This window comes from Streptomyces sp. NPDC058864 (genome assembly GCF_042742985.1).
Classification (GTDB): Bacteria; Actinomycetota; Actinomycetes; order Streptomycetales; family Streptomycetaceae; genus Actinacidiphila.
Window position 1 is genome coordinate 1 of sequence record NZ_JBHYMQ010000013.1, and the last position, 22,141, is coordinate 22,141.

14 protein-coding genes and 1 pseudogene are annotated in these 22,141 nt (G+C 72.2%); 5 read left to right on the top strand and 10 right to left on the bottom strand.

Annotated features, from left to right (window positions below):
- Positions 1-95: 95 nt before the first annotated feature.
- Together ACFW3D_RS12710 and ACFW3D_RS12715 are read right to left on the bottom strand one after the other, a co-directional pair.
- Entirely contained in the window at positions 96-4,388 is a 4,293-nt protein-coding gene (locus ACFW3D_RS12710; RefSeq protein WP_500504097.1) for a discoidin domain-containing protein, read from the bottom strand.
- 242 nt (positions 4,389-4,630) lie between these two features.
- On the bottom strand, positions 4,631-5,689 hold the full coding sequence (locus ACFW3D_RS12715) for an AI-2E family transporter (protein WP_500504239.1): 1,059 nt from the start codon (positions 5,687-5,689) through the stop codon (positions 4,631-4,633).
- Between the two features lie 254 nt (positions 5,690-5,943).
- Here ACFW3D_RS12715 and nagB point away from each other — a divergent pair, with 254 nt between their 5' ends.
- The gene (gene nagB, locus ACFW3D_RS12720; protein ID WP_500504098.1) at positions 5,944-6,726 is read left to right on the top strand and encodes a glucosamine-6-phosphate deaminase; all 783 of its coding nucleotides are present in this window, start codon (positions 5,944-5,946) and stop codon (positions 6,724-6,726) included.
- Between the two features lie 9 nt (positions 6,727-6,735).
- Here nagB and ACFW3D_RS12725 read toward each other — a convergent pair whose 3' ends face one another.
- Entirely contained in the window at positions 6,736-7,893 is a 1,158-nt protein-coding gene (locus ACFW3D_RS12725; protein ID WP_500504100.1) for a TDT family transporter, read from the bottom strand.
- A 70-nt stretch (positions 7,894-7,963) separates the two neighbouring features.
- Between ACFW3D_RS12725 and ACFW3D_RS12730 the strand changes: the two genes are divergently transcribed.
- Complete coding sequence (locus tag ACFW3D_RS12730) at positions 7,964-8,989, top strand: LysR family transcriptional regulator (protein ID WP_500504102.1); 1,026 nt, start codon at positions 7,964-7,966, stop codon at positions 8,987-8,989.
- On the opposite strand, the gene ACFW3D_RS12735 is transcribed toward ACFW3D_RS12730, so the two are convergent.
- Positions 8,874-9,935 (bottom strand): NAD(+)/NADH kinase, encoded by a 1,062-nt coding sequence (locus tag ACFW3D_RS12735; RefSeq protein WP_500504103.1) that lies wholly within the window; start codon positions 9,933-9,935, stop codon positions 8,874-8,876. The genes ACFW3D_RS12730 and ACFW3D_RS12735 overlap by 116 nt on opposite strands.
- 156 nt (positions 9,936-10,091) lie before the next feature.
- Here ACFW3D_RS12735 and ACFW3D_RS12740 point away from each other — a divergent pair, with 156 nt between their 5' ends.
- On the top strand, positions 10,092-10,589 hold the full coding sequence (locus tag ACFW3D_RS12740) for a cupin domain-containing protein (RefSeq protein ID WP_500504104.1): 498 nt from the start codon (positions 10,092-10,094) through the stop codon (positions 10,587-10,589).
- A gap of 393 nt (positions 10,590-10,982) precedes the next feature.
- Here ACFW3D_RS12740 and ACFW3D_RS12745 read toward each other — a convergent pair whose 3' ends face one another.
- Positions 10,983-13,424, bottom strand: a complete 2,442-nt coding sequence (locus ACFW3D_RS12745) for a SpoIIE family protein phosphatase (protein WP_500504105.1) — start codon at positions 13,422-13,424, stop codon at positions 10,983-10,985.
- Positions 13,425-13,577: 153 nt separating this feature from the next.
- Positions 13,578-15,656, bottom strand: coding sequence for a SpoIIE family protein phosphatase (locus ACFW3D_RS12750; RefSeq protein ID WP_500504107.1), 2,079 nt, complete (start codon positions 15,654-15,656; stop codon positions 13,578-13,580).
- 208 nt (positions 15,657-15,864) lie between these two features.
- On the opposite strand from ACFW3D_RS12750, the gene ACFW3D_RS12755 reads away from it, so the two are divergent.
- Together ACFW3D_RS12755 and ACFW3D_RS12760 are read left to right on the top strand one after the other, a co-directional pair.
- Complete coding sequence (locus tag ACFW3D_RS12755) at positions 15,865-17,214, top strand: hypothetical protein (RefSeq protein ID WP_500504108.1); 1,350 nt, start codon at positions 15,865-15,867, stop codon at positions 17,212-17,214.
- 363 nt (positions 17,215-17,577) lie between these two features.
- Positions 17,578-18,588 carry a helix-turn-helix domain-containing protein gene (locus tag ACFW3D_RS12760; protein ID WP_500504109.1) on the top strand — a complete coding sequence of 337 codons (1,011 nt, stop codon included), beginning with the start codon at positions 17,578-17,580 and terminating at the stop codon, positions 18,586-18,588.
- Positions 18,589-18,726: 138 nt separating this feature from the next.
- On the opposite strand, the pseudogene ACFW3D_RS12765 reads toward ACFW3D_RS12760, so the two are convergent.
- From ACFW3D_RS12765 to ACFW3D_RS12780, 4 genes and pseudogenes are all read right to left on the bottom strand, one after another.
- Positions 18,727-18,920: pseudogene (locus ACFW3D_RS12765) on the bottom strand (exopolyphosphatase); the annotation flags it as partial.
- Positions 18,921-18,989: 69 nt separating this feature from the next.
- A complete protein-coding gene (locus ACFW3D_RS12770; RefSeq protein ID WP_500504240.1) occupies positions 18,990-20,120 on the bottom strand; it encodes a DSD1 family PLP-dependent enzyme in 1,131 nt (376 codons plus the stop codon).
- 32 nt (positions 20,121-20,152) lie between these two features.
- On the bottom strand, positions 20,153-21,160 hold the full coding sequence (locus ACFW3D_RS12775) for an ornithine cyclodeaminase family protein (RefSeq protein WP_500504110.1): 1,008 nt from the start codon (positions 21,158-21,160) through the stop codon (positions 20,153-20,155).
- A gap of 10 nt (positions 21,161-21,170) precedes the next feature.
- Positions 21,171-21,809: a PAS domain-containing protein gene (locus ACFW3D_RS12780; protein WP_089227948.1), complete on the bottom strand. Its 639-nt coding sequence runs from the start codon at positions 21,807-21,809 to the stop codon at positions 21,171-21,173.
- Between the last annotated feature and the right edge of the window lie 332 nt (positions 21,810-22,141).

Below are 22,141 nucleotides of genomic sequence, written 5' to 3' on the forward strand. Positions count from 1 at the left end.
CGGTGGGGGTTCGGGGGGGGGGGGGGGGTTATGCGGGCGGCCGGGGGCCCGGCGGGTTGTTTGGCCGGCCCCCACGGCGCCTGCGCGTCCCCGTGCTACGGGTTGACGTTGATGGTGAAGGTGGACGTGGTGTTCTTGATGTTCAGGTAGTTGTCGTTCATCGTCAGGTTGTTGAAGGTGACGGAGCCGACCGCCGGACCCTGTCCCGACTCCGGCATCTCGTTGGCCCACAGGCCGAAGCCCGACTTGGCGTCGTAGGCGTCACCGCTGCGGTGGGCACCGGTGATGGACACGTTGGTGAGCACCGTGTCCTTGATCGGGTTCTGCGGCTGGCCTCCCACGTAGTTGGTCTGGAACATGATCCCGCTGTAGGTCGGGTCCACGATGTCCACGTCGCTGACGCGGATGCCCTGGAAGACCTTCGAGGCGGAGAAGAGCCAGATGCCCGGGAAGGTCTGGCTGCCCCAGAAGTGCCCGCCGCAGCGGACGATGGAGATGTTCTGGAGGTTGGTCGGGTCGGTCCCGAAGCCGTTCATCGGGTAGCCGAAGTCCAGGGAGCTGATCGTGACGCCCGAGTAGACCAGCGTGTCCGCGACGAGGATGTTGCGGAAGGTGTTGGCGTAGCCGCCGTAGACGGCTATGCCCGCGGCGCGCCAGGTCAGGAGGGACGTCAGGTTCTCGTACAGGTTGTTCTTCTCGTCCGCCCCGCCGGCGTCGATCGCCGAGAAGAGGGCGAAGCTGTCGTCACCCGTGGCACGGGCCTCGATGTTGTCGAGGTGGTTGTCCGTGCTGCCGTTGGTCATGTTGACGCCGTCGGCGAAGGTGTCGCGGATCCGGGAGTTCGTGATGGTGACGTTGTCGGTGTTGGCGCCCCAGTAGAGGCAGACCGTGTGCTCGTTCCAGACGTTGTCGATGGTCATGTTGGCGACGTTGGCGAAGTCGAAGACCTTGCCGGGACCGTCGATGCGCGAGGTGTAGTTGCCGAAGAAGGAGAAGCCCGAGAAGGACGACCCGTTGGCGGTGGAGTCGGCGCGGAAGCCCGCGTCGGTGTTGGACTGGCCGGCCGGCGTGTGGAATCGGGTGTACCAGGGGCCCGCGCCGATGATCTTGACGGCCTTGCCGTAGACCTGGAACTTGCTGCCCGTCTCGTAGTCGCCCGGCGGGAGGTAGACGCCCTTCAGGGTGCCCGTGGTGTCCATCCGGGCCTTGTCCAGGGCGTTCTGCACGTCCTGGTGGGTGAACCCGGTCGGCGCGGTGTAGGCGGCGGGGTCGGGGTTGGCGATCGCCGAGACCTGCTCGGTGTTGACGAAGTCGATCGCGTACTGGCTGCCGTTGGCGGCGTCCTTCTGCAGCTTGATCTTGGCCCCGGCCGGCACGGTCGTGCCGAGCATCATGTTGGCCTCGTCGTAGATGTGGCGGGGGTTGCCGTCACCCGGGTTGTTGCCCGGGGCGGTCTCGCTGCCGTACAGCCACGCGTACTTGGACGTGAGGTCGATGGCCTTGAGGAAGCTGCCGTTGACGTACACGTTCAGGGTGGAGTTGATCCCGCCGCCTCCCGCGGCGTCGGGGATGGAGTAGCGCACGACCAGGGTGTTGGTGCTGGCCTTGGTCGTGAACTCCACCGAGCTGCCGGTGCTGTTCAGCGTGACGGCCTTGCGGCCGGACGCCTCGCCCGCGAGGTCGCCGACGGTGCGGTTGGGGCCGACCACGGCGGCGCTCCCGCCGAGTACGCCGTCCTCCGCCTCGTACATGTCGTACGGCATGTTGGCGCCGCGTCCGACGAACAGGGACTGGGTGCTGGTGTTGTTCTGCTGTTTGACGGCCAGTTCGTTCGCGTCGGGCGCGATGACCGTCCTGACGGTGTACTTGCCGTTGGCGGCGGTCCAGGTGCCCAGCGAGACGGGGCTCGTGGTGCTGCCCGCGGCGATGGCGCCGTTGTACGAGCCGGTCAGTGTCTTGACAACGGAGCCGGAGACGGTGTCGGTGACCGTGACGGTGATGCCGTGCGAGCCGCCCGCCGAGGCGACCGTGCCCTGGTTCTTGATCGCGACCGAGAAGGTGACGGTGTTGCCCTTGGCCGGGTTGCCGGGGGACCAGCCGGTGGGGGAGGCGATCAGGTCGGAGCTGTCGACCGGCCTGACGACCAGTGCGGTCGGGCTGCTGTAGGCGTTGTTGGTGTCGTTCTGCTCGATGACGTCCCCGGCCTCGTCGACCTTGGCGCTCAGCGGGTAGCTGCCCGCGTCCCGGACGCCGATGTTCGCCGTCACCGTGGTCGAGGCGCCGGCCGCCAGCGCGCCGACCGCGGCGGTGCCGACCTTGGTGGTGCCCAGGTAGAAGGTGACGTTCGTGGCGCCCGAGGCCAGCTCACCGATGTTGCGCACGGTCGCGGAGAGGCTGACCGGGTCGGTCTCGACCGGTGCGGCCGGCGACACGGACATGCCGCTGATGGTCAGGTCCGGGTTCGGCGCCGGGGTGCCGATCACCTGGAACTCCGCCACCTGGCCAGCGGCGGCGCCGCTGTTGGCGGTGAACTGCAGCCGTACGTCGGCGACCCGGGCGCTGACCGGGATGGTCACCGTGTTGCCGGAGGACGGGTTGAAGGTGTAGTCGGCCGCCGCCTTGAGGCTGGTGAAGCCGCTGGCGCCCTGCTCCCGGCCGAGCACCTGGACGGTCTGGGTGCGGGTGCCCCAGGCGCCGTCGGGGTTGAGCTTGAGCACCAGCGAGGTGACGTCGGCGTTCGCCCCGAGGGAGACGGTCAGCGTGTTCGGGTAGCTGCCGCCGGCGCCCTCCCAGTAGGTGGTGAGGCTGTTGTCGTTGGCGTTGGCCGCGACGAAGTTCTGCGTGCTGGACGAGGCCGTGATCGGCTTGCCGACGGCCATGTTGGAGCCGGTGCCGCCCGAGCCGTTGCGGGTGACCGTGGCACTGGCGACGCTTCGGTTGCCCGCCGCGTCCTTGGCCTTCACGTAGTAGGAGACGGTCGCGGTGTCGGGCTGGCTGTCGGTGTACGTGAGGGTGCTGCCCGACACCGTGGTGCGCAGCACCTCGTTGGCGTACACCTCGTAGCCGGTGACGCCGACGTTGTCGCTGGAGGCGGTCCAGGTCAGCTTGACCTGCCCGGAGCCGGGCTGGGTCAGGGCGAGGTTGCCGGGCTGGCTGGGCGCCTGCGTGTCGCCGCCGGAGCCCGTCCGGGTGACGGTGTTGCTGTTGCCGGAGACGTTGCCGGCCGCGTCCTTGGCGCGCACGAAGTAGCTGACGGTGGCGCTGTCGGGCTGGTTGTCGGTGAAGGTGAGCGTGCTGCCGGAGACGCTGGTGCGCAGTTCCCCGTTGGCGTAGACGTCGTAGCCGGTGACGCCGACGTTGTCGGTGGCGGCGTTCCAGCTCAGCCGGATCTGGCCGGAGCCGGGCTCGGTGTAGGCCAGGCCGGTGGGCGCGTTCGGCGCGGAGGTGTCACCGGAGGCCGGGCCGTAGACCTCCAGCTCCGACAGCTGCGCGGCGGCCCATCCGGTGTTGCCGGTGACGTTGACGCGCAGGTAGCGGGTGGTCGTGCTGCTCAGGCTGATCGTGACGGTGTTGTTGCCGCCCGGGGTGAAGGAGTAGTCCCGGGACGCCACCAGGTCGCTGAAGGACGAGCCGTCGGTGCTGCCGCGCAGGGACAGCGTCTGCGTCCGGGCCTCCCAGGAGGGCGGCAGCTTCAGCACCACCTTGGTGACCGCGACGGAGGACCCCAGGTCGACCTGGATCCACTGCGGGAAGGCGTTGTTGGCGCTCTCCCAGTAGGTGGTCTGGTTGCCGTCGCCCGCGTTGCCGGCGACGTAGGGCGCGTTGCCGCTGCTCGCGGTCAGGGTGCGGCCCTGGGCGAGGTTGTCGCTGGAGACGGCGGAGCCGTGCACCTCGAGCTCGGAGACCTGGGCGGCGGGCCAGCCGGTGTTGGCCGTGATGTTCAGCCGTACGAACCGGCTCGGGGTGGCCGAGAAGTCGATGGTCACCGTGTTGCCCGAACCCGGGCCGAAGCTCCGCCCGGCCGAGCCGGACAGCGTGGAGAAGGTGGAGCCGTCGGGGCTGCCCTGGACCGCGAAGGTCTCGGTCCTGGCCTCCCACGCGGCGGGCAGCTTGACGACGACCTGGTCGATGCTGGTGCTGCTGCCCAGGTCGACCTGGACCCACTGCGGGAAGGAACTGCCCGCGCTCTGCCAGTAGGTGTTCTGGTTGCCGTCGGTGATGTTGGCGACCCCGTACTCGGCGTGGGAACTGCTCGCGGTGGCCGGCGCCCCCGCGGCGAGGTTGGGGCCGCCGGCGGCCGCGGCGGGCAGGGCCGACTGGCCGAGCAGCACCAGGCCCGCCGAGATCACCCCCGCCAGCAGCCGCCGGATGAACCGTTTCCTTGGCATGTCGTCCCTGTGCCTCTCGTCAGAGTTGTTGGTGCCATGACATGTCGCATGCGGTACGGCTGCCACGCTGAGAAAATTGCATCGATTGCTTTGTTAATTGCGCGGCCCGAGCCGATAGTTGCAGAGGTGTTTCCAGGCGTCTATGCCCCCGACCGGGCTTTCATCTCAGCCGACACCCGCTTGCGCTGGAGTGTCGTCCAGCCGACAGGGCGTTGCGGAAGCACCGCAAGAACTTGCGCGTGCTACTCGGCGGTGCGCACCGCCTGGTACACCGACCAGAGGACGGAGACGAGCGGCACCGCCACCACCGCGCCGATCACCCCGGCGGCGATGGCCCCGCCGATGACGGTGAGCGCGACGACCACGGGATGCAGGCGCACCGCCCAGCTCATCACGAGCGGGTGCAGCACATGGCCCTCGATCTGGCCGATGACGACGATCAGGCACACGACGACCGCGGCGATGATGGGCCCCTTGGCGGCCAGCGCCACCACGGCGGCGACCGCCAGGGCGATGGGCGAGCCGATCAGCGGCACGAACGCGGCGAAGAACTCCAGCAGCGCCAGCGGCAGCGCGAGCGGCACCCTGAGCAGGTACAGCGCCACGCCCACCAGGATCGCGTTGGTCGCCGCCACCAGGACGATCCCGTGCGTGTAACCGGTGAACGTACGCCATGCCGCACGGCCCGCCAGCGACACCCGGCCGCGGACCCCTCTCGGCAGCTGCCCGCAGAACCAGGACCACTGCCGGTCGCCGGAGTGCAGGAAGAACACCGAGCAGAACAGTGCCAGCGCGAAGACCGTCAGCACCTCGACCAGGCGTCCGGCGCCGCTGAGCGCGGTGCTGATCAGGGCCGACCGGTGGCTGGAGAGCCACTGCCCGATCTTCGACTGCAGGTCGTTGAGTGCCTCGGGGTCGAGCCGGAACGGCGGGGCCTCCAGCCAGCGCTCGATCCGGGTCAGTCCCGCGCTGAACTCGCGCTGCAGCCCGCCGGTCTCGCCGGCGACCACCTCGCCGACCAGCGCCAGGATGCCGAACACGACGAGGATGCTGCCGATCAGCGAGACGGCGACGGCCAGCGAGCGCGGAATCGCTCGGGCGAGCAGATCGGTGAGCGGCCGCAGCATGGCGGTGCCGACCAGCCCGAGGAAGACCGCCACCGCGATCTCGTGGAACCGGCCCAGGGTGGCGAACGCGGCATAGACGACGGCCCCCACGACGAGCAGCCGCCAGGAGTAGGCGGCGGCCGTGCTCAGCGCGGGGAACACCCGGACGCCGGGCCGCCGGGCGGGGCCCCGCACCTCCCGGCGCCCCGCGCGGATCCGGATCCGCCGTCCTTGGGACACCGTCCCGCACCTCCCCGCCGTGCCCGGCCGTGCGCCCGCGTTCCCGCGCGCCTGTCCCTGCTTGCTACCACCGGCGGCGTGCCCTCCAACGCGGCGCGCGGCGCATTCGCCCGAAGGCACCCCCGGCCGACGGTGGATCTCCGGGGGCCCCGGCTGCTAAATTGGTCTAAACCAGTAGCGGTCTCTCTCACCAGATCGGCGGTCCCGAAGTGGAAGTCGTCATCGTTCCGGACGCCACCGCGGGCGGCGAACTCATCGCGGGGGCCATCGCGGACCTGCTGCGCCGCAAGCCCGACGCGCTGCTCGGCGTCGCCACCGGATCGACCCCGCTCCCGGTGTACCGCGCGCTCGCCGGACTGGTCGGGGAGGGCGCCGCGGACGTGTCGGACGCCCGGATCTGCCAGCTGGACGAGTACGTCGGCCTGCCCGCCGGGCACCCGGAGTCCTACCGCTCCGTGGTGCTGCGCGAGGTCGTCGAGCCCCTCGGCCTGGCCGAGGAGTCCTTCATGGGACCCGACGGCACCGCCGGGGACATCGCCGCGGCGTGCGCGGCGTACGAGCGGACGCTGGCGGAGGCCGGCGGTGTCGACCTCCAGCTGCTCGGCATCGGCACCGACGGCCACATCGGCTTCAACGAGCCGTGCTCCTCGCTGGCCTCGCGGACCCGGATCAAGACGCTGACCGAGCAGACCCGCAAGGACAACGCGCGCTTCTTCGATCGTCCGGAGGACGTGCCGCACCACGTCATCACCCAGGGCATCGGCACCATCCTGGAGGCCCGGCACCTCGTGCTGCTCGCCACGGGCGAGGCGAAGGCCGAGGCGGTCGCCCTGGCCGTCGAGGGTCCGCTGGCGGCGGTCGTCCCCGCCTCCGCGCTCCAGCTGCACCCGCACGCCACGGTCGTCGTCGACGAGGCGGCCGCGTCCAAGCTGAAGCTGGCCGACTACTTCAGGGCCACCTACGCGGCCAAGCCGGCCTGGCAGGGACTCTGACCCTCGCGTTCACGCGCGGGGTGCCGGGGCGGGTGGCAGGAACAGCGTGCCGCGCGCCCCGGCGCGGACGGTCCGCACCGCGACGAGCACCCACGACGCCACCAGCCCCGCGTAGAGGACCAGCGCCGCCCCCTGGAAGGCCGTCGAGTGCAGCCGCAGCGCCAGCGCGCTCGTGCCCGTCACGCAGGTGCCCAGCGGGAAGGTGAAGCTCCACCAGGTCAGGCCGAACGGCAGACCGCGCCGCGCGGTGCGCAAGGTGAGCGCCGCCGCCAGAGCCAGCCACATCATGGCGAAGCCCCAGGTGGGCACGCCGTAGAGGTAGCCGAAGACCTCGGCCCCGGTGGCGTAGGGGCGGGGCAGCGCGGTGGGCGCCGCGTGCCCGAGGAGGTTGGCCGCCGTGACCGACTGGCCCAGCGGGCCGAGCACGATCCACAGGGTCGGCACCATCGCCGCCGGACCCGTCTTGTGGCGCACCAGCCTGCCCCAGATCTGGGGGATGATCACCAGGCTCGCGAGCAGGCTCATCCCGAACATCGCGTAGCACGCCAGCAGCAGCGTCAGCCGCGCCTGCCCCGCGGGGAGGTGCGGGACGAGGGCGGCCCCGGTGGCCGCGGACACCATCGGCGGGACGACCGGCATCAGCCAGCCGCCGAACGCCGAGTCGTCGGCGACCCGGTGGTCGGTCATCGCCCGGTACGGGATCCACACCCAGGTCACCAGGCCGAGCAGGGTGCCCGCCGACCAGAGCACCCCGTCCACGGCCAGGGCCGCGTGCGGCCCGATCCAGTCCGAGCCCAGTGCCAGGGTGCCCGCGCCGACGGTCAGCAGCGCCATCGCCGGTGCGCCCCAGAAGTGCGCCATCACCGGATGTCCGGCGTGCGCCAGGGCTCGGTCGCGGTAGCGCGTCCAGTGCACCGCCCAGGCCGCGGAGAGCACCACCAGCCAGACGGCCGCCAGCGCCCACACGACCGTGGCGGCCGTCCGCAGTCCCGGTACGTGCGCGGGCAGGCCGGCCGCCGCCGTGGCGACGATGCCGGTGCCCATCACGGAGGCGTACCAGTTGGGGCCGAGGTCGCGGAAGAGCCGGGAGGGATGGGCCGGCTCCCGCAGCGGCCCGGTGCGCGGGTGGGCGCCGGGTCCGGAGGGAACAGCGAGCGTCGAAGGCATGCCCGTAGCGTCGCCCGGGCCGGGCCCGGGCGGTAGGGACCAGTTCCCGATGGGCTCATAGACTGGGCTTATGCCCCTGCCCGAGCGTGTGAGCGACCTGGCGGCGTTCGACCTGCTGCTGTCGGTCGCGAGCCTCGGCAGCGTCGGCGCCGCCGCGCGCGCCCACGGCGTCAGCCAGCCCGCCGCCAGCTCCCGCCTACGGCACCTCGAACGCAGGCTCGGCCTGCAACTGCTGGAACGGTCACCGCGCGGCTCACGGCTCACCGAGGACGGTGCGCTCGTCGCGGACTGGGCGCGCACCGCCGTCGACGCCGCCGCCTCACTCGACGCCGGGATCACCTCGTTGCGCGGCACCGCGGAGTGCCGGCTGCAGGTGGCGGCCAGCATGACCGTGGCCGAGTACCTCCTGCCGCAGTGGCTGCTGACCCTGCGGGCCGGCGCCCCGCGCACCACGGTCGCGCTCACCGCCGGCAACTCCGAGGACGTCGCCGCGGCCGTCCTGGCCGGCGAGGCCCACCTCGGCTTCATCGAGGGACCGGACGTCCCGCGGGGGCTGGCCGCCCAGCCCGTCGCACGCGACGAACTGACCGTCGTCGTCGCCCCCGCCCACCCCTGGGCGCGCCGCCGGTCCGGCGTGGGCCCCGCCGAACTCGCCGCCACGCCGCTGGTCAGCCGCGAACGGGGTTCCGGCACGCGCCGCCACCTCGAGCACGCCCTGAGCCTGGCGACGGGGCTCGCCCTCGCCGACCCGCTGCTCGAACTCCCGTCCACCACCGCCATCAAGACCGCCGTCGCCGACGGCCTCGCCCCGGCCGTCCTCAGCTCCCTCGCGCTCACCGCGGAACTCGCGAGCGGCAGCGTCGTCGCCGTCCCCGTGACCGGACTCGACCTCACGCGGACGCTGCGCGTGGTGCGGGCCCGAGGGCGTGACCTGACCGGGCCGGCGCGGGAGCTGGCAGGGATCGCCCGGCAGGGCGCGGTCACTGCCCGTTCGGGGGCGGGAACCGAAGATTCCGCAGGTCGGGCGGGACCGGAGCCTTCGGCCGGTACAGCGGCGGGACCTCCCCGTCGGCGGCCGCGGCCGGCGCGTCACTGAGCCGGAAGCGGTCGCGCACCCGCCCGTAGAAGTCGGTCGGCCCCAGCCGGATCAGCCGCAGCCGGTGCCGGGCCTTGTACACCCCGACCCAGTCGCCCGGATCGAGGACGCCCCTCAACTGGCCGTCGATGCTGACCGCGACCCGGCCCGAACGGGTCAGCACCCGGACCCCCACGACCTCGTCGGGTGCCGCCACCAAGGTGCGGTCGAAGGCCATGTGCGGCGCGACCGGGGTGAACACGATCGCGTCCATGTGCGGGGAGACCACCGGGCCCCCCGCCGCGAAGCTGTACGCGGTGGAACCCGTCGGCGTGGCCGCCACGATCGCGTCCGCGGAATAGGACGCGAACAGCCGGCCCGCCAGGTACACCGCGAGACTGGCCTGCCGGTCCCGGGCGAGCTTCTCGAAGACCACGTCGTTCACGGCGTTGACGGCCATCGGCACGCCCCAGCCCACGTCCTCGGGGTCGCTGGGCCGTACCCGCGGCGGAGGGAGCGCGGGCCCCCGCCCGTACCGCAGCAGCGACTCGATGCCCTCGGGGATCTCCAGCGGCCGCGACGCCCGCAGCGTGAGCGTCATGCGGTCCTCGACGGTCGCCCGGCCCTCGTGCACGCAGTCGAGCGCCCGCTCCACGTCATCGGTGCACACCTCGGTGAGGAAGCCGACGCGCCCCAGGTCCACGCCCAGCACCGCCGCCCCGCACGCCGCGGCCACCCGCGCGCCGCGCAGGAAGGTGCCGTCGCCGCCCAGGGTCACGACCAGGTCCGGGTAACCGGCGGAGGCGGCCTCCTCCTCACCGCTGTGCCGCGGCCGGTCCTTGGCCCACACGTCGATCTCCACCGCGGGGACCCCGTGCCGCGCGCACCAGCGCTCCACCGCCGCGGCGGCCTCGCTCGCGTCCTCGCGCGCCCCGTGCACGACCAACCCGATCCGGCCCACTGGCATCACGGCCTCCCCGGCGGCGTCCGCTCCGGTGTCATGCCCCCATCGTCCGCCTCCCCGGTGCGCGCGTCGCGTCGGGACGCCGTGCCCTCGCCGCCGTGCGGCGGCGCGTGGGGCGGAGTACGGTTCGGCTGTTCCACAGGTGCAGGGAGGACGAACGTGGAGACCAAGCCCGCGCCGGGTGTCCTCGCCCAAGTGGCGGACCTGATCGGCCGTACGCCCGTCGGACAGCGCGGAGCGCTGTGGCGGCTGGGTGCGGACCGCCGCCAGCTCGACGCCAACGTCATCCGCCTCCCGGCGGGCACCGAGGTCCGGCCGCACGTCGAGGCGGAGCTGGACGTCCTGCTGTACGTCGTCGCCGGGGGCGGCCACCTCTCGGGCGACGACGGCGGACGCCAGACGACCCTGGCGCCCGGCGCCCTCGCCTGGTTGCCCCGCGGCACGTGCCGCGCGCTGTCCGCCGGCGCAGCGGGTCTGACCTACCTCACGGTCCACGCCCGCCGCCCCGGCCTCGCCATCGCCGCCCCCGCCCCCGCGCCGGAAGCGGGTGACGCGGCCTGCCTCCTGCACCGCGTCTGCGCGGAGTGCGGCCGCCTGTCCGGCGAGAGCGACGCCCTCTACTGCTCCCGTTGCGGCACCGGACTGCCACCGCGCTGATCCTTTCGGCGGGCCCAGGAGCGCGGCGTCGAGCGGAGACGCGTCGGCGCGCCGCGGTCGGTACTCCGCGGGGCGGGCCGGCGTGCGAAGGGGGTTCAACGTGCTCTGTGGCGAGCCCGTGCCGGCGGAGGCCTGCTGACGCGTCCGCACGGCCGTCGGACCGGACGCGGCAGCGGTGCGGCCGATCGGGCCGGTGGTGGCGATCATGCCGTGGTCGTGCTCGGCGCGGCGCCGAGAGCCGCGGGATCCGGTTCCGGGGGGCCGGCCGTCGTGCGGGAGGCGGTGGACGTGGTCGACGGCCGCGGCTCGGCGCCCTCGGGACTTCCGGCCCCGGGGCGGGGCGTGGCGCCGCAGGGCGGCTGCTCGGGCCGGGGGCCGACGTGCCGTACGCGGTCAGAAATCCCCCTGCAGGGGTTGCTCGGTCCAGATCGTCTTGCCCTCGCGGGTGTAGCGGGTACCCCAGCGTTCGCTGAGCTGGGCCACCAGGAACAGCCCGCGCCCGCCCTCGTCGGTCGTGCGGGCCCGGCGCAGGTGCGGGGAGGTGCTGCTGGTGTCGGAGACCTCGCAGATGAGGTGGCTGTCGCGGATCAGCCGCAGCGTGATGGGGCCGCCCGCGTAGCGGTACGCGTTGGTGACCAGCTCGCTGACGATCAGTTCGGTCACGAAGGCCGCCTCCTCCAGCCCCCACTCCGCGAGCCGGGACTCCACGAGCGAGCGGGCCCGCCCGGCGGCGGTGGCGTCCGGTGGGAGGTCCCACGTGGCGACCTGCTCCGGCGCGAGGACGCGGGTCCGGGCGAGGAGGAGGGCCACGTCGTCGGCGGCCTCGGTGCCGCGGCGTCCCTTGAGGAGGGTGTCCTCGACGGCGCCACAGGTCTCCTCCAGCGAGCCGGACGGCACCGTGAGCGCCCCGCAGAGCATCGCGATGCTGTCGTCGACGTCGCGGCAAGGGGTGCAGAGCAGGCCGTCGGTGTACAGCGCGAGCGTGCTGCCCTCGGCCAGTTCGATCTCGGCGGTCTCGAAGGGGAGGCCGCCGAGGCCCAGCGGCGGGCCCGGGGGGATGTTGACCAGGCTGGCCCGGCCCTCCGGGGTGACGACCACGGGGGGCGGATGACCGGCCCGGGCGAGCGAGCAGCGCCGGGAGACCGGGTCGTAGACGGCGTACAGGCAGGTCGCGCCCACGACCGGTGGGGCGTTCTCGTCGCTCGAGCGCTGCTCCGAGGCCAGCCGGTCCACGAGGTCGTCCAGGTGCGACAGCACCTCGTCCGGGGTGGGGTCCAGGTGGGCCAGGGTGTGCACGGCGGTGCGCAGCCGGCCCATGGTGGCCGCCGCGTGCAGCCCGCGGCCGACGACGTCGCCCACCACCAGCGCGATGCGGAGCCCGGAGAGCGGGATGACGTCGAACCAGTCGCCGCCGACCCCGGTGGCGGTGTTGGCCGGCAGGTAGCGGTGGGCCACTTCGGCGGCGGGGTGCCGCGGCACCTCCCCGGGGAGCAGGCTGTGCTGCAGGGTGAGGGCCGCCTGGTGCTGCTGGGTGTAGCGGCGTGCGTTGTCGATGCTCAGGGCCGCGCGGGCGGCGAACTCCTCGGCGAGGGTGAGGTCGTCGGGCTCGAAGGGCTCGCGGTGGCGCGTCCGCCAGAGGCTGATCAGCCCGAGCACGAGCCCGCGGGCGAGCAGCGGCACCACCATCAGGGAGTGCGCGCCGACCTCGCGGGCGGCCCTGGCCCGCGCGGGGTCCTCGTCGAGCCAGGCCATGGCCCGGTCCATGTCCGACTCGAAGACCGGACGGCCTTCGGCCAGCGACCGCGCCTGTGTGGAGCCCGGGGGGATGCTGATGGTCCGGCCCACCGGGTACATGAGCCTCTCGGTGTCCGGGAAGACCGACTGGACCGCCGCGCGGCAGACCACGGGGAAGGCGTCCTGGGCGGGCTCGTCCCCCTGGGGCACGGCCTCCAGCAGGTCGACGGAGGCACTGTCGGCGAGCCCCGGCACGGCGACCTCGGCCAGTTCGCGGGCGGTGCGGCCGACGTCCAGCGTGGTGCCGATACGGGCCCCGGCCTCACTGAGCAGGGCCAGCCTGCGGCGGGCCCGGTAGCGCTCGGTCACGTCCTCGACGGTCTGGGTCACCCCGAGTACGTGCCCGTTGGTGTCCTGCATCCGGAACGCCGATACGCACACGTACAGTTCGCGCTGCGGGTCGCGGCGCAGCCGGCAGGGCTGCTCGGCGAAGATCGAGGACCGGCCCGTCTCGAGCACCTGCCGCAGCTGTTCGTCCACGGCGTCGGCGTCCGGCCCGAAGAGGAAGTCCGCCGTTCGCATGCCCTGGTGCTTCTCCGCGGAGACGCCGCTGAACTTGGTGATCGCCCGGTTCACGCGCAGGAACGTCAGGTCCGGCGCGAAGACCGCCAGCCCGATGGGGGAACGGCGGAACAGTCCGTCCAGCACCCACCTGTCGGTCTCCCACTGAACGACCTCGGTCGCGGGCGCCGCGACCACGTACCACTCGCGGCGGTCGTCCTCCCGTGCGACGGCGCGGACCCGGCAGCCGACCTCGACCCGCCGTCCGTCACGGTGCAGCACGGGCACGACCCCGAACCAGCCGCCCTCTCGGAGGCAGGCCGCCGTCACACGGAGGACGAGTTCCAGGTCGGCGGGGTGGACGAGGAGTTCGGGCGCCGGCCGGCCCAGTACGTCCCGGGCCCGGTGCCCGAGCAGCGTCTCGGCTCGCGAGCTCCACCCCACCACGGACGCGTCGTCGTCCAGCACCACCGAGGCCGCGCTGTGCACCGAGAACGGGTCCTCCGGTGACTCGCTGAACGTCTTGGCCGGGTTGTCCATCGCTACCACCGTCGCACGTGCGGGAGAACCGGGCGAGCTGCGTCACCTGGCGTGGTTTCCCGCCGGGGCTCGGGACGGGCGCCCGTGGGGGCACAGCTCCAGTATCGGCCCGCCGGGCCGGTACCGCGTGGCCCGCCGGGCGGGGCCGCGCGCTCAGTGCGGGGGCTCATGGCGGGTGGCGGGGTGGAGCGGCCGGGCCAGCAGGATCGCGACGTCGTCCTGCGCGCCGCTGGGCAGCAGCCTGGCGAGGGCGCGGTCGCAGATCCGGGAGAGCGGCCGGCCGGGATCGCGCAGTGAGCGGGCGAGTTGGCGCATGCCCTGGTCGAGGTTGCGGTCGCGGGCCTCGATCAGTCCGTCGGTGTAGAGGACCAGCACGGCGCCCGGTGGCAGGGGCACCCGCTCGGTCTGGAAGTCCCGGCGGCCCACGCCGAGGGGCGTACCGCTCGGGCCGTCCAGGAAGGCCACCTCGCCCCCCGGCCCGGCCACCGCGGGCGGCGGGTGCCCGGCCCGGGCCACCAGACAGCTGCCGTCGGCCGGGTCGTGAACGGCGTAGACGCAGGTGGCCATCTCGTTCTCGCCGACGTCGGCGACGGCCGCGTCCAGCGAGCGCAGCAGCTCGGCCGGGGCGATGTCGTGGCGGGCCAGGGTGCGCACCGTGGTCCGCAACTGCCCCATTACGGCCGCCGCGTGCACCCCGTGGCCCATGACGTCGCCGATGACCAGGGCAGTCCTGTCACCGGGCAGCGCGATGACGTCGAACCAGTCGCCGCCCACCTCCTGGTCGCTGGCGGGCAGGTAGCGGCCCGCGAGTTCCAGCCCGGGCACCGTGGGCAGCGCCGTGTTGGCGAGGCTGCGCTGCAGGGTGAGGGCGGCGCGGCGCTGGGCCGAGTACATCCGCGCGTTGTCGATGCTGAGCGCCGCACGGGCGGCGAGTTCGTCGATGAGCAGGTCGTCCTGGTCGTCGAAGGGTTCGCGCCTGCGGGAGCGGGTGACCATGACGATGCCCAGCACCGTGCCGCGGGCCACCAGGGGGATCATGCGGGCGGAGCCCAGGGTGCGCAGGTAGCTCCGCAGCCGTTCGTTCTGCGGACCGGGCACCAGCCGGGGTATGTCGGCCCTGGTGAGCCTCATGGGCCGCCCCTCCACCATGACCTGCTCGTACGCCGACGCTCGGGGGACCTGGTGCGTCATGCCGACCGCCAGGTCCTCGGCGGGGGCCGCGGGGTCGGCGAAGGAGACCGCGAGGCGGCGCACCATCCCGTGCGCGGAGGCGGTGGCCTCGTCCGGGTCGAGGACCTCCTCCAGCAGGTGCACGTCCGCGGAGTCGGCCACCCGGGGCACGAGCACCTGCACCACCTCCTCGGCCGTCTGACGCAGGTCGAGCGTGGTGCCGATGCGCGTACCGGCCTCGGCGAGCAGCGCGAGCCGCTGCCGTCCGCGGGTGGCCTGGAGCTGCGCCCGCTCCTCGCGGGTGATGTCGATCAGGGTGGCGATCACGCCCAGCCGGCGGCCGCCGCCGCCGAGGAGCGGGGAGAACGAGCACGACCAGACCCGCTCGTTGCGGGGGTCGGCGCCCGTCCGTCCCAGGCCCCGGAAGTCCACCACCGGCTCGCCGCGGGCCAGCACCTGCCGCATCACGGTCTCCAGCGCCATGGTGTTGAGACCGGGCACGACCTCGCTCACGCGCCTGCCGATGTGCTGGGCGGCCGGGACCCCGTTCATGCGGGCCAGCGCCTCGTTGACCCGTACGTAGCGCAGGTCGGGCCCGAGCATCGCCAGACCGATGGGGGACTGGGTGAACAGCCCCTCCAGGGCCGCCAGCGAGTCCCGCATGCGCAGCACCGCCGAGGTCTCGGCCGCGATGCCCAGCAGCCCGGTGCGCCCCTGCGGGTCGGCGGTGGGGCAGATCCACATCTCCATCGTCACCAGGTGGCCGTCGCGGTGGCGTACCGGCAGCGTGCCGACGACCGCCTCGCCCGAGAGCACCCTGCGGGTCAGCTCGTCGGCCAGTTCCCAGTTCGCCACGGGGACGAGCAGGGGAGTGGCGCTGCGGCCCAGCACCTCCTCCGCGGTGTGCCCGAAGAGCTCCTGCGCGGCCAGCGACCACTGGCAGATGCGTCCCTCGGAGTCGATCCGCCACATCGCGATGGGCAGCAGGTCGCGGAACACACCTGCCTGCCCCACCGCCGTCTGGGGCTGACCGACATCCTTCGCCGACTGCTGTATGTCCACCGCGACGACCCATCCCCGGGAACGAGGGGCGTTCTCATCCGGTCGGTCCCCGCCGGCCCCCACCCGCCGAAACCAAACGGTCGATGTCGCTCATTGTCGGGCAATTCCGACAGAACAGCCTATCGGAGATACCGGACACCGCCCGGGGAGCGGGTAGCCGGCTCCCCGCTCGCGCCGCGCCCGCCCGATCTGGGTTAGCGTCGTAGACATGGGGACCGTCCGGCGGATCCTCCGCCTCGTGCCGGTACTCGCCGTGATCTGCGGCGTGCTCTGCCTCGTCGTCGCGACGGGCGCCGGGGCACGTGCCGCCGGCGGCCTCGACACGGCGGCCGCGGCCCTGCGCGAAGGACCCGTGTACGTCGACCCCCGGGCCCGCGACGTGCTGTCGCCGGCGGAGGCGGAAACCCTCGCCGGGCGCATCGAGAAGGCCGGCCGGCCGGTCTTCGTCGCCGTCCTCCCGGACACCGCGGAGTTCCCCGCCGCCACGCTCCTGAAGGACCTGCGGACCAAGGTCGGCATCACCGGCGTGTACGCCGTCGCCCTCGGCGACCGCTTCGACGCCGGCGCGGACCCCGTCGTGATGTCGCGCAACGCCGTCGAGAACCTGGCCGGCGCCGTACGCCGCTCCGACCCCGGCGACCCCGCCGCGATGGTCACCGGCTTCGTCGACCAGGCACTTCCGCAGGCCGGCGGCCACGCCCCGGCCTCGTGGGGCGGCGGCTCCGTCGGCGGCGGGACAGGTGTGCTGGTCGCGCTCGGCGTCCTGGTCCTCGTCGGGGGCGGCGGGGCAGTCCTGATCTCGCGGCGGGCCAAGCGGCGCCGCGAGGAGCAGGACAGGAGCCGGCTCGACCAACTGCGTCCGGTGGTGGACGAGGACATCACCGCCTTCGGCGAGGAGCTGAGCCGGATCGGCTTCGACCCGGGCGGCGCGGCCGCCGACGACGCGATGCGCGCGGATTACACGCGCGCCCTGGATGCCTACGACACCGCGAAGGCCGCCATGGACCGGGCGCACGCCCCCGGCGACGTCCAGCGGGTCAGCCAGGCCCTGGAGGAGGGGCGCTTCGCGCTCGCCACCCTGGATGCGCGCATGGAGGGCGGGCCGCTGCCCGAGCGTCGCCCGCCGTGCTTCTTCGACCCCCGGCACGGCCCCTCCGTCCAGGACGTGCCGTGGACCCCCGAGGGCGGCGGGGCGGAGCGCGCCGTGCCGGTGTGCGCGGCCGACGCCGCCCGGCTCGCGGACGGCCTGGAGCCCATGGCCCGCCAGGTCGGCACCCCCCGCGGCCCCCGCCCCTACTGGGAGGCGGGCCCGGCCTACGCCCCCTGGGCCCAGGGCTACTTCGGCGGCGGGATGCTGCCCGGGATTCTGGTGGGGACGCTGCTCGGCAGCTCTCTCGGCGGCCCCGGTCCGTACGCGTACGGCGACGGCTTCGGCGGCGGACCGCCGGACCTCCAGGGCGGTGACTACTCGGGCGCGGACTTCGACCCCGGCGACTTCGGCGGGGGTCTTGGTGACGGTGGGGGCTTCGGCGACGGCGGGGGCTTCGGGGGCAACTGAGGGGGCGTGGGGGCCGGTTGTGCGAGTGCGTTGTGGTTGCGGTTGCGGTTGCGGAGACCCTGCTCAGGTGATGCTCAAGGCGATGCCGTCGCGCGCGTCGAGGGCGCTCTCGACTTCCTGACGGCTCAGCCATCCGCCGCCCGGCACCGAACAATCGGCCCGGTGCAACACGCCACGGCCCGGCCCCTCGCCGTTCGGCTCAGGGGGGGGGTTCTGCAACGCCGCCCCCGGCCCGCAAAAGAACTAGTAACGGAATACATGCTTAAAATTCAGCAAAACCGTTAAGAATAGATCATTTGCCGCAGTACGCTGGGAATCTGCCGTCCAATGCAGGCTCCACGACTGGTTCAGGAGGAAGCCCGCGTGGCAGATGAACTTGACGTAGCGTCGCTGGCTCCCGGTGATCGAGCGAATGCGATCCGTGAACTCTCGGGGTTCGTCGTCAATGGCCGCGCAGAGGTGGACCTTCCGTCGGATCCGAATCGCCAGCGGGCTCACGCGACCACCAGCGCGCTCGGGTCGGTGAAAGTCTCGGAGATCGGCTGGAACGTGACCCGCATCCGGCGCACTGATGCCCCGGTGGACGGGGAGATGGTGCCGCAGATTCTCGTCTCCATCCGGGAAGCGGGGGTCTCCCAGTTCCACCAGGCGGGCAGGCGCGGACTGATAAGGGCCGGGGATCTCATGGTGCTCGACAATGCGAAGCCCTACGAGGTTCTGTTCCACGGCCCAGTACGTGGAGTTCTAGTGAGCGTTCCCACGCACATCCTGGGACTGCGGCCGTCCCTGCTCGATCGGATCACGGCTGGTCCACTCAGTTCGGAGCGACCGACCGTGGGCGCCACAGCAGCGTTCTTCACCCGACTGGCTCGTCTTCGGGGCGCTGCCGGTAAAACCGATACCGCCCTGTTCGCGGAGCCCAGTGTCGACCTGATCAGGGCTGTGGTCACCATGGTCCTGTACGGGGACGACATGGCCAGAACGCTCCTGAACAGCACACTTCTTGAGCGTGTTCAGGAATACGTGCGCCTCCATTTGGCAGACCTCGATCTGACTGCCGAGCGTATCGCAGCCGAGCACAACGTTTCCGTACGCTGGCTCTACCTGACCCTGTCCCGCGCGGGAATCACCCTTGGTGAATGGATCAGGACGCAGCGCCTCGAAGAATGCAGGAGGGAACTGGCTTCGCCAGTGCATCAGTTCATGACGATCGAGGCCATCGCCCACCGGTGGGGGTTCGCCAGCGCACCCCACTTCAGTCGCGTCTTCAAGACGGCGTACGGCGTGAGCCCCCGCGACTTTCGGTCGGGTCGGAGTGGGCTTTCACCGGAAACAAAACATCTCCGGCAGAGCACTTTGGACGGACCACCCTGACCGTACCGGGCCCACCTGGAAGGCGAACCGGAGCCGCCTCGCGCCCCGCTCGTAACGTTCGACTGTGAGCGGGGCAGACGACAGGGCCCCTGCCTGTTGCCGATCCGGCGGGGGCCCTGTTCTGTGCGTTGCTGCAGGTCAGCCCTCGCGCTTATCCCGCTCGACGTCCTCTGCCGCTTTGTGGGCGATGCCGTCGAGGATGTCGTGCTCGCAGACCACGACCTCCCGGGCGCCCGTGCGCCCGTGCGCTCCATGATCCGCAGCAGTACCAGGGCCCTGGCGCCGATCACGTCGACCCGGCCCGGGTGCATCACCGGGATCGCCGCACGCTGCAATCTCACCCGGGGCCGCCTTCACCTACCTCACCGCGTGGATGGTCCGCCCCCCTTGCCCGGGGCAGGTCACCAGCCGGTGATGCGGGGCCAGCGCGCTTGGATCATCGGGGCGGGCTCCGTGCCCTTGCTGCTGTCGACAACGTGGTAGCCGTGGTGCTGGGCGGCGGTGGCGCAGGCGTGGTTGGGCAGGATGCGCAGCCGGGTGCCGACCGGCAGGTCGGGCAAGTCGGTGCCGTCGCGGGCGGTGAGGGTGCCGTGTTCCTGGCTCGCGGCCGTCATGACCAGGTTCGGGATGAGGTGGCCGGCCATGTCGGTGACCAGACCGTAGCCCTGGTCCTGCGCCTGGGCGGCGGTGCCGCGGTCGCGGGACATGGCCATCCAGCCGCCGTCGGTGACGATCCACCCGTACTCGGGGCGGTGGCCGATGACGGTGACGACCACCGACAGGGCGAGGTCCTGCACCTGGCAGACGTCGAGGCCGGCCATCACCAGATCGAAGAACATGTAGTTACCGGCCCGCAGTTCGGTGACCCCAGTGAGGTCCTCGGCCGCGTGCGCGGTGGGGGTGGAGCCGACGCTGACGCAGGCCACGGGCATACCGGCCGCACGGAGACGTTCGGCTGCGGCAACCGCGCTGTCACGTTCGTTCTGTGCGGCCAGGCGCTGTTCTTCGGCGCTGTAGGCGAAGTACGACTCGCCTGCGTGGGTGAGCACGCCGTCGAGGCAGGCCGCGTCGTGCAGGATGCGGCCGATTTCGGTGAGGGCGGGGTCGTCGGGCTTGAGACCACCGCGGTGGCCGTCGCAGTCGATCTCGATCTGGGCCGGGATGGGCAGGCCGGCCTGTCCGGAGGCGTCCGCGACGAAGACGGCCTGCTCGATGCTGTCCAGCAGGACTCGCACGGTCACGCCGCGCCGCAGGAGAGCGGTGACGCGGGGGAGCTTGTGGGGATCGATGCCGACGGCGTAGGTGATGTCGGTGTAGCCGCCGTCGGCGAACGCCTCGGCCTCGGCGAGGGTGGAGACGGTGATGGGACACGTGGTGCCGTCGTTCAGAAGCGCGGCGACGTCGAGGCTCTTGGCTGTCTTCATGTGCGGGCGCAGAGTGACCCCGAGCCGGCCGGCCCTGGCCTGCAGGCGTTCGATGTTGCGCAGGCTCTTGTGCACGTCGACAACGGCGAACGGGGTGTCCGGATCCATCAGGGTCTGTGCGGCGGGGGTGGGGGTGGGGGTCACAGGGAGATGTCCATCTTCTTCAGGAGTGCCAGAGCCAGGTAGAGGTCTTGCAGTCCGATCCCGGAACTGTCGAAGACTGTGATGTCACGGTGGTCGGTGCGTCCTTGGGCGCGCAGGGTGAGGACCTCGCCGAGGGGGACGAGGACGGTGTCCTCGGGTGCGTGCTGGCTTTCGCCCATGCGGCGTGCCTGCTCGGGCAGGTCGCAGAAGACCCGTGCGCGGGCGAACAGGGCGGGGGGCAGCTCCCGCTTCCCGGGGGCGTCGGCGCCCATGCAGGACAGGTGCGTGCCGGGGCGGACCCACTCGGCCTCGAACAGGGGAGGGTCTTCGGCCCGTGCGGTGGTTGCGGTGACGATCACGTCGGCGCTCGCGCAGGCTTCCTCGGCACCGGCCGCACGTGCTGTGTGTCCCTCCGCGGTGAGTGCGGCAGCCACGGTCGCTGCGCGGGCCTTGTCGCGTCCCACGATCAGGATCTCGCCGATCGGCCGGACCCGGGCGACGGCCCGCGCCTCATAGGCGGCCTGATGGCCGGTGCCGAAGACCGCAAGGGTGGCGGCGCCGGTGGGGGCGAGCAGGTCGACGGCGAGCGCGTCGGCCGCGGCGGTCCGGTAGGCGTTCGCGGCACCGAGTTCCAGGACGGCGGCGATCCGGCCGATCCTCTGGTCGAGCAGCAGCAAAGTGGAGTGGTGACGCGGGAGCCCATCTCTCAGGTTGTCCGGCCAGTAGGTGCCGATCTTCACCCCGGCATGCGTCGCGGACGCCGACGGCTTGAGCGTGAACCGGTTGTGCGGATCGGAGCCGTGCACGGTCAGGGAAGGGAAGACCACGCCCTGCACCGTCGCGGCGAAGGCCGCGCGTGCCGCTTCCAGAGCCAGCTCCTCGTCCACGAGCGCAGCCGTCTGTTCCTCCGGGATGAACAGCAGGCCACGGCCTGTGTCCGACGGCGGGCCGGAACCGGGCGGAGAAGCAGGTGCGGTGCGTGCGGCCGGTCCGGCGTCGGTCATGTACGGCCCCTTACTTGGCGTAGTTGTAGACCGTGGCCCGGGACACGCCCAGCAGGTCCGCGATGGTCTGGGCGGCGTCGCGTCCCTCGAAGTAGCCCTCGCCCTGCAGCTGCCGCACGAGCGCCTTCTTGTCATCCCGACTCAGCGACCGGGGGGTGGCACCGCGCTCCGCCGCCAGCGCCTCTACAGTTCGGCGCAGCTCGCGCACGTTGCGGTCCCGCAAATTCTCCAGCGGGTGCTCGCGGTGCTCGACATCGGTGGCCACGAGGTTCGACAACGCCAGCGTGACCGGCGACAGGACGGACACGTCAAGGTTCAGGCACAGGGCAGCGATGTACTGGCCCGCGGCGTTCTTGATGCCGATCGACGTGCTCTTCACCGGCCGACCGTCGGGAAACTGGTTGGGGTAGTTCTGGATCACGCTCGGGTACTGCGGATCCGCGATGCGGGCCAGGCCCAGCTCCGTGGCCGAATCCCCGACCTCCCGGCCGGAGAGGTTGTTCTCGATCACCCGAATTGCCTGCTGGGGGTCCCGCAGGTCGTGCAGCACCACCTCACACAGCCCGGGAAACATGCGGCCCAACGCCACAGCGATCTTCTCCGCCTCGCGGACGAGGTGCTCGTCGCCCTCGGCCGCAGCGACGGCCACGGGACCCCTGCGGTCGCCCTCCGGCCGCTCAGCCACGGGATGCTCCACGGCCCGCCTCCATCCTGGACTCGGATTCCATCTTTAGACAATGATGCTAAAGCATTCTCCGAGCCGCGCTCAACCCCGCCGATGAGAGCGATCGCACCTGGGCGTGCATGAGCGGGCCGGGGATCTTGGATGCCATGCGCATGCCATTGTTGCTCTGCAGGGCCAGGCCCCTGAGTTTCCGGGTTGGGCAGCCTGGGCAACGGGCTACCGACTCGTGGGCCTGAGCTTGTTGTTTCAGTCGCCCACACAGCGGGAGGGGGTGTGGCGGGGTGCGCCCCTGGGGG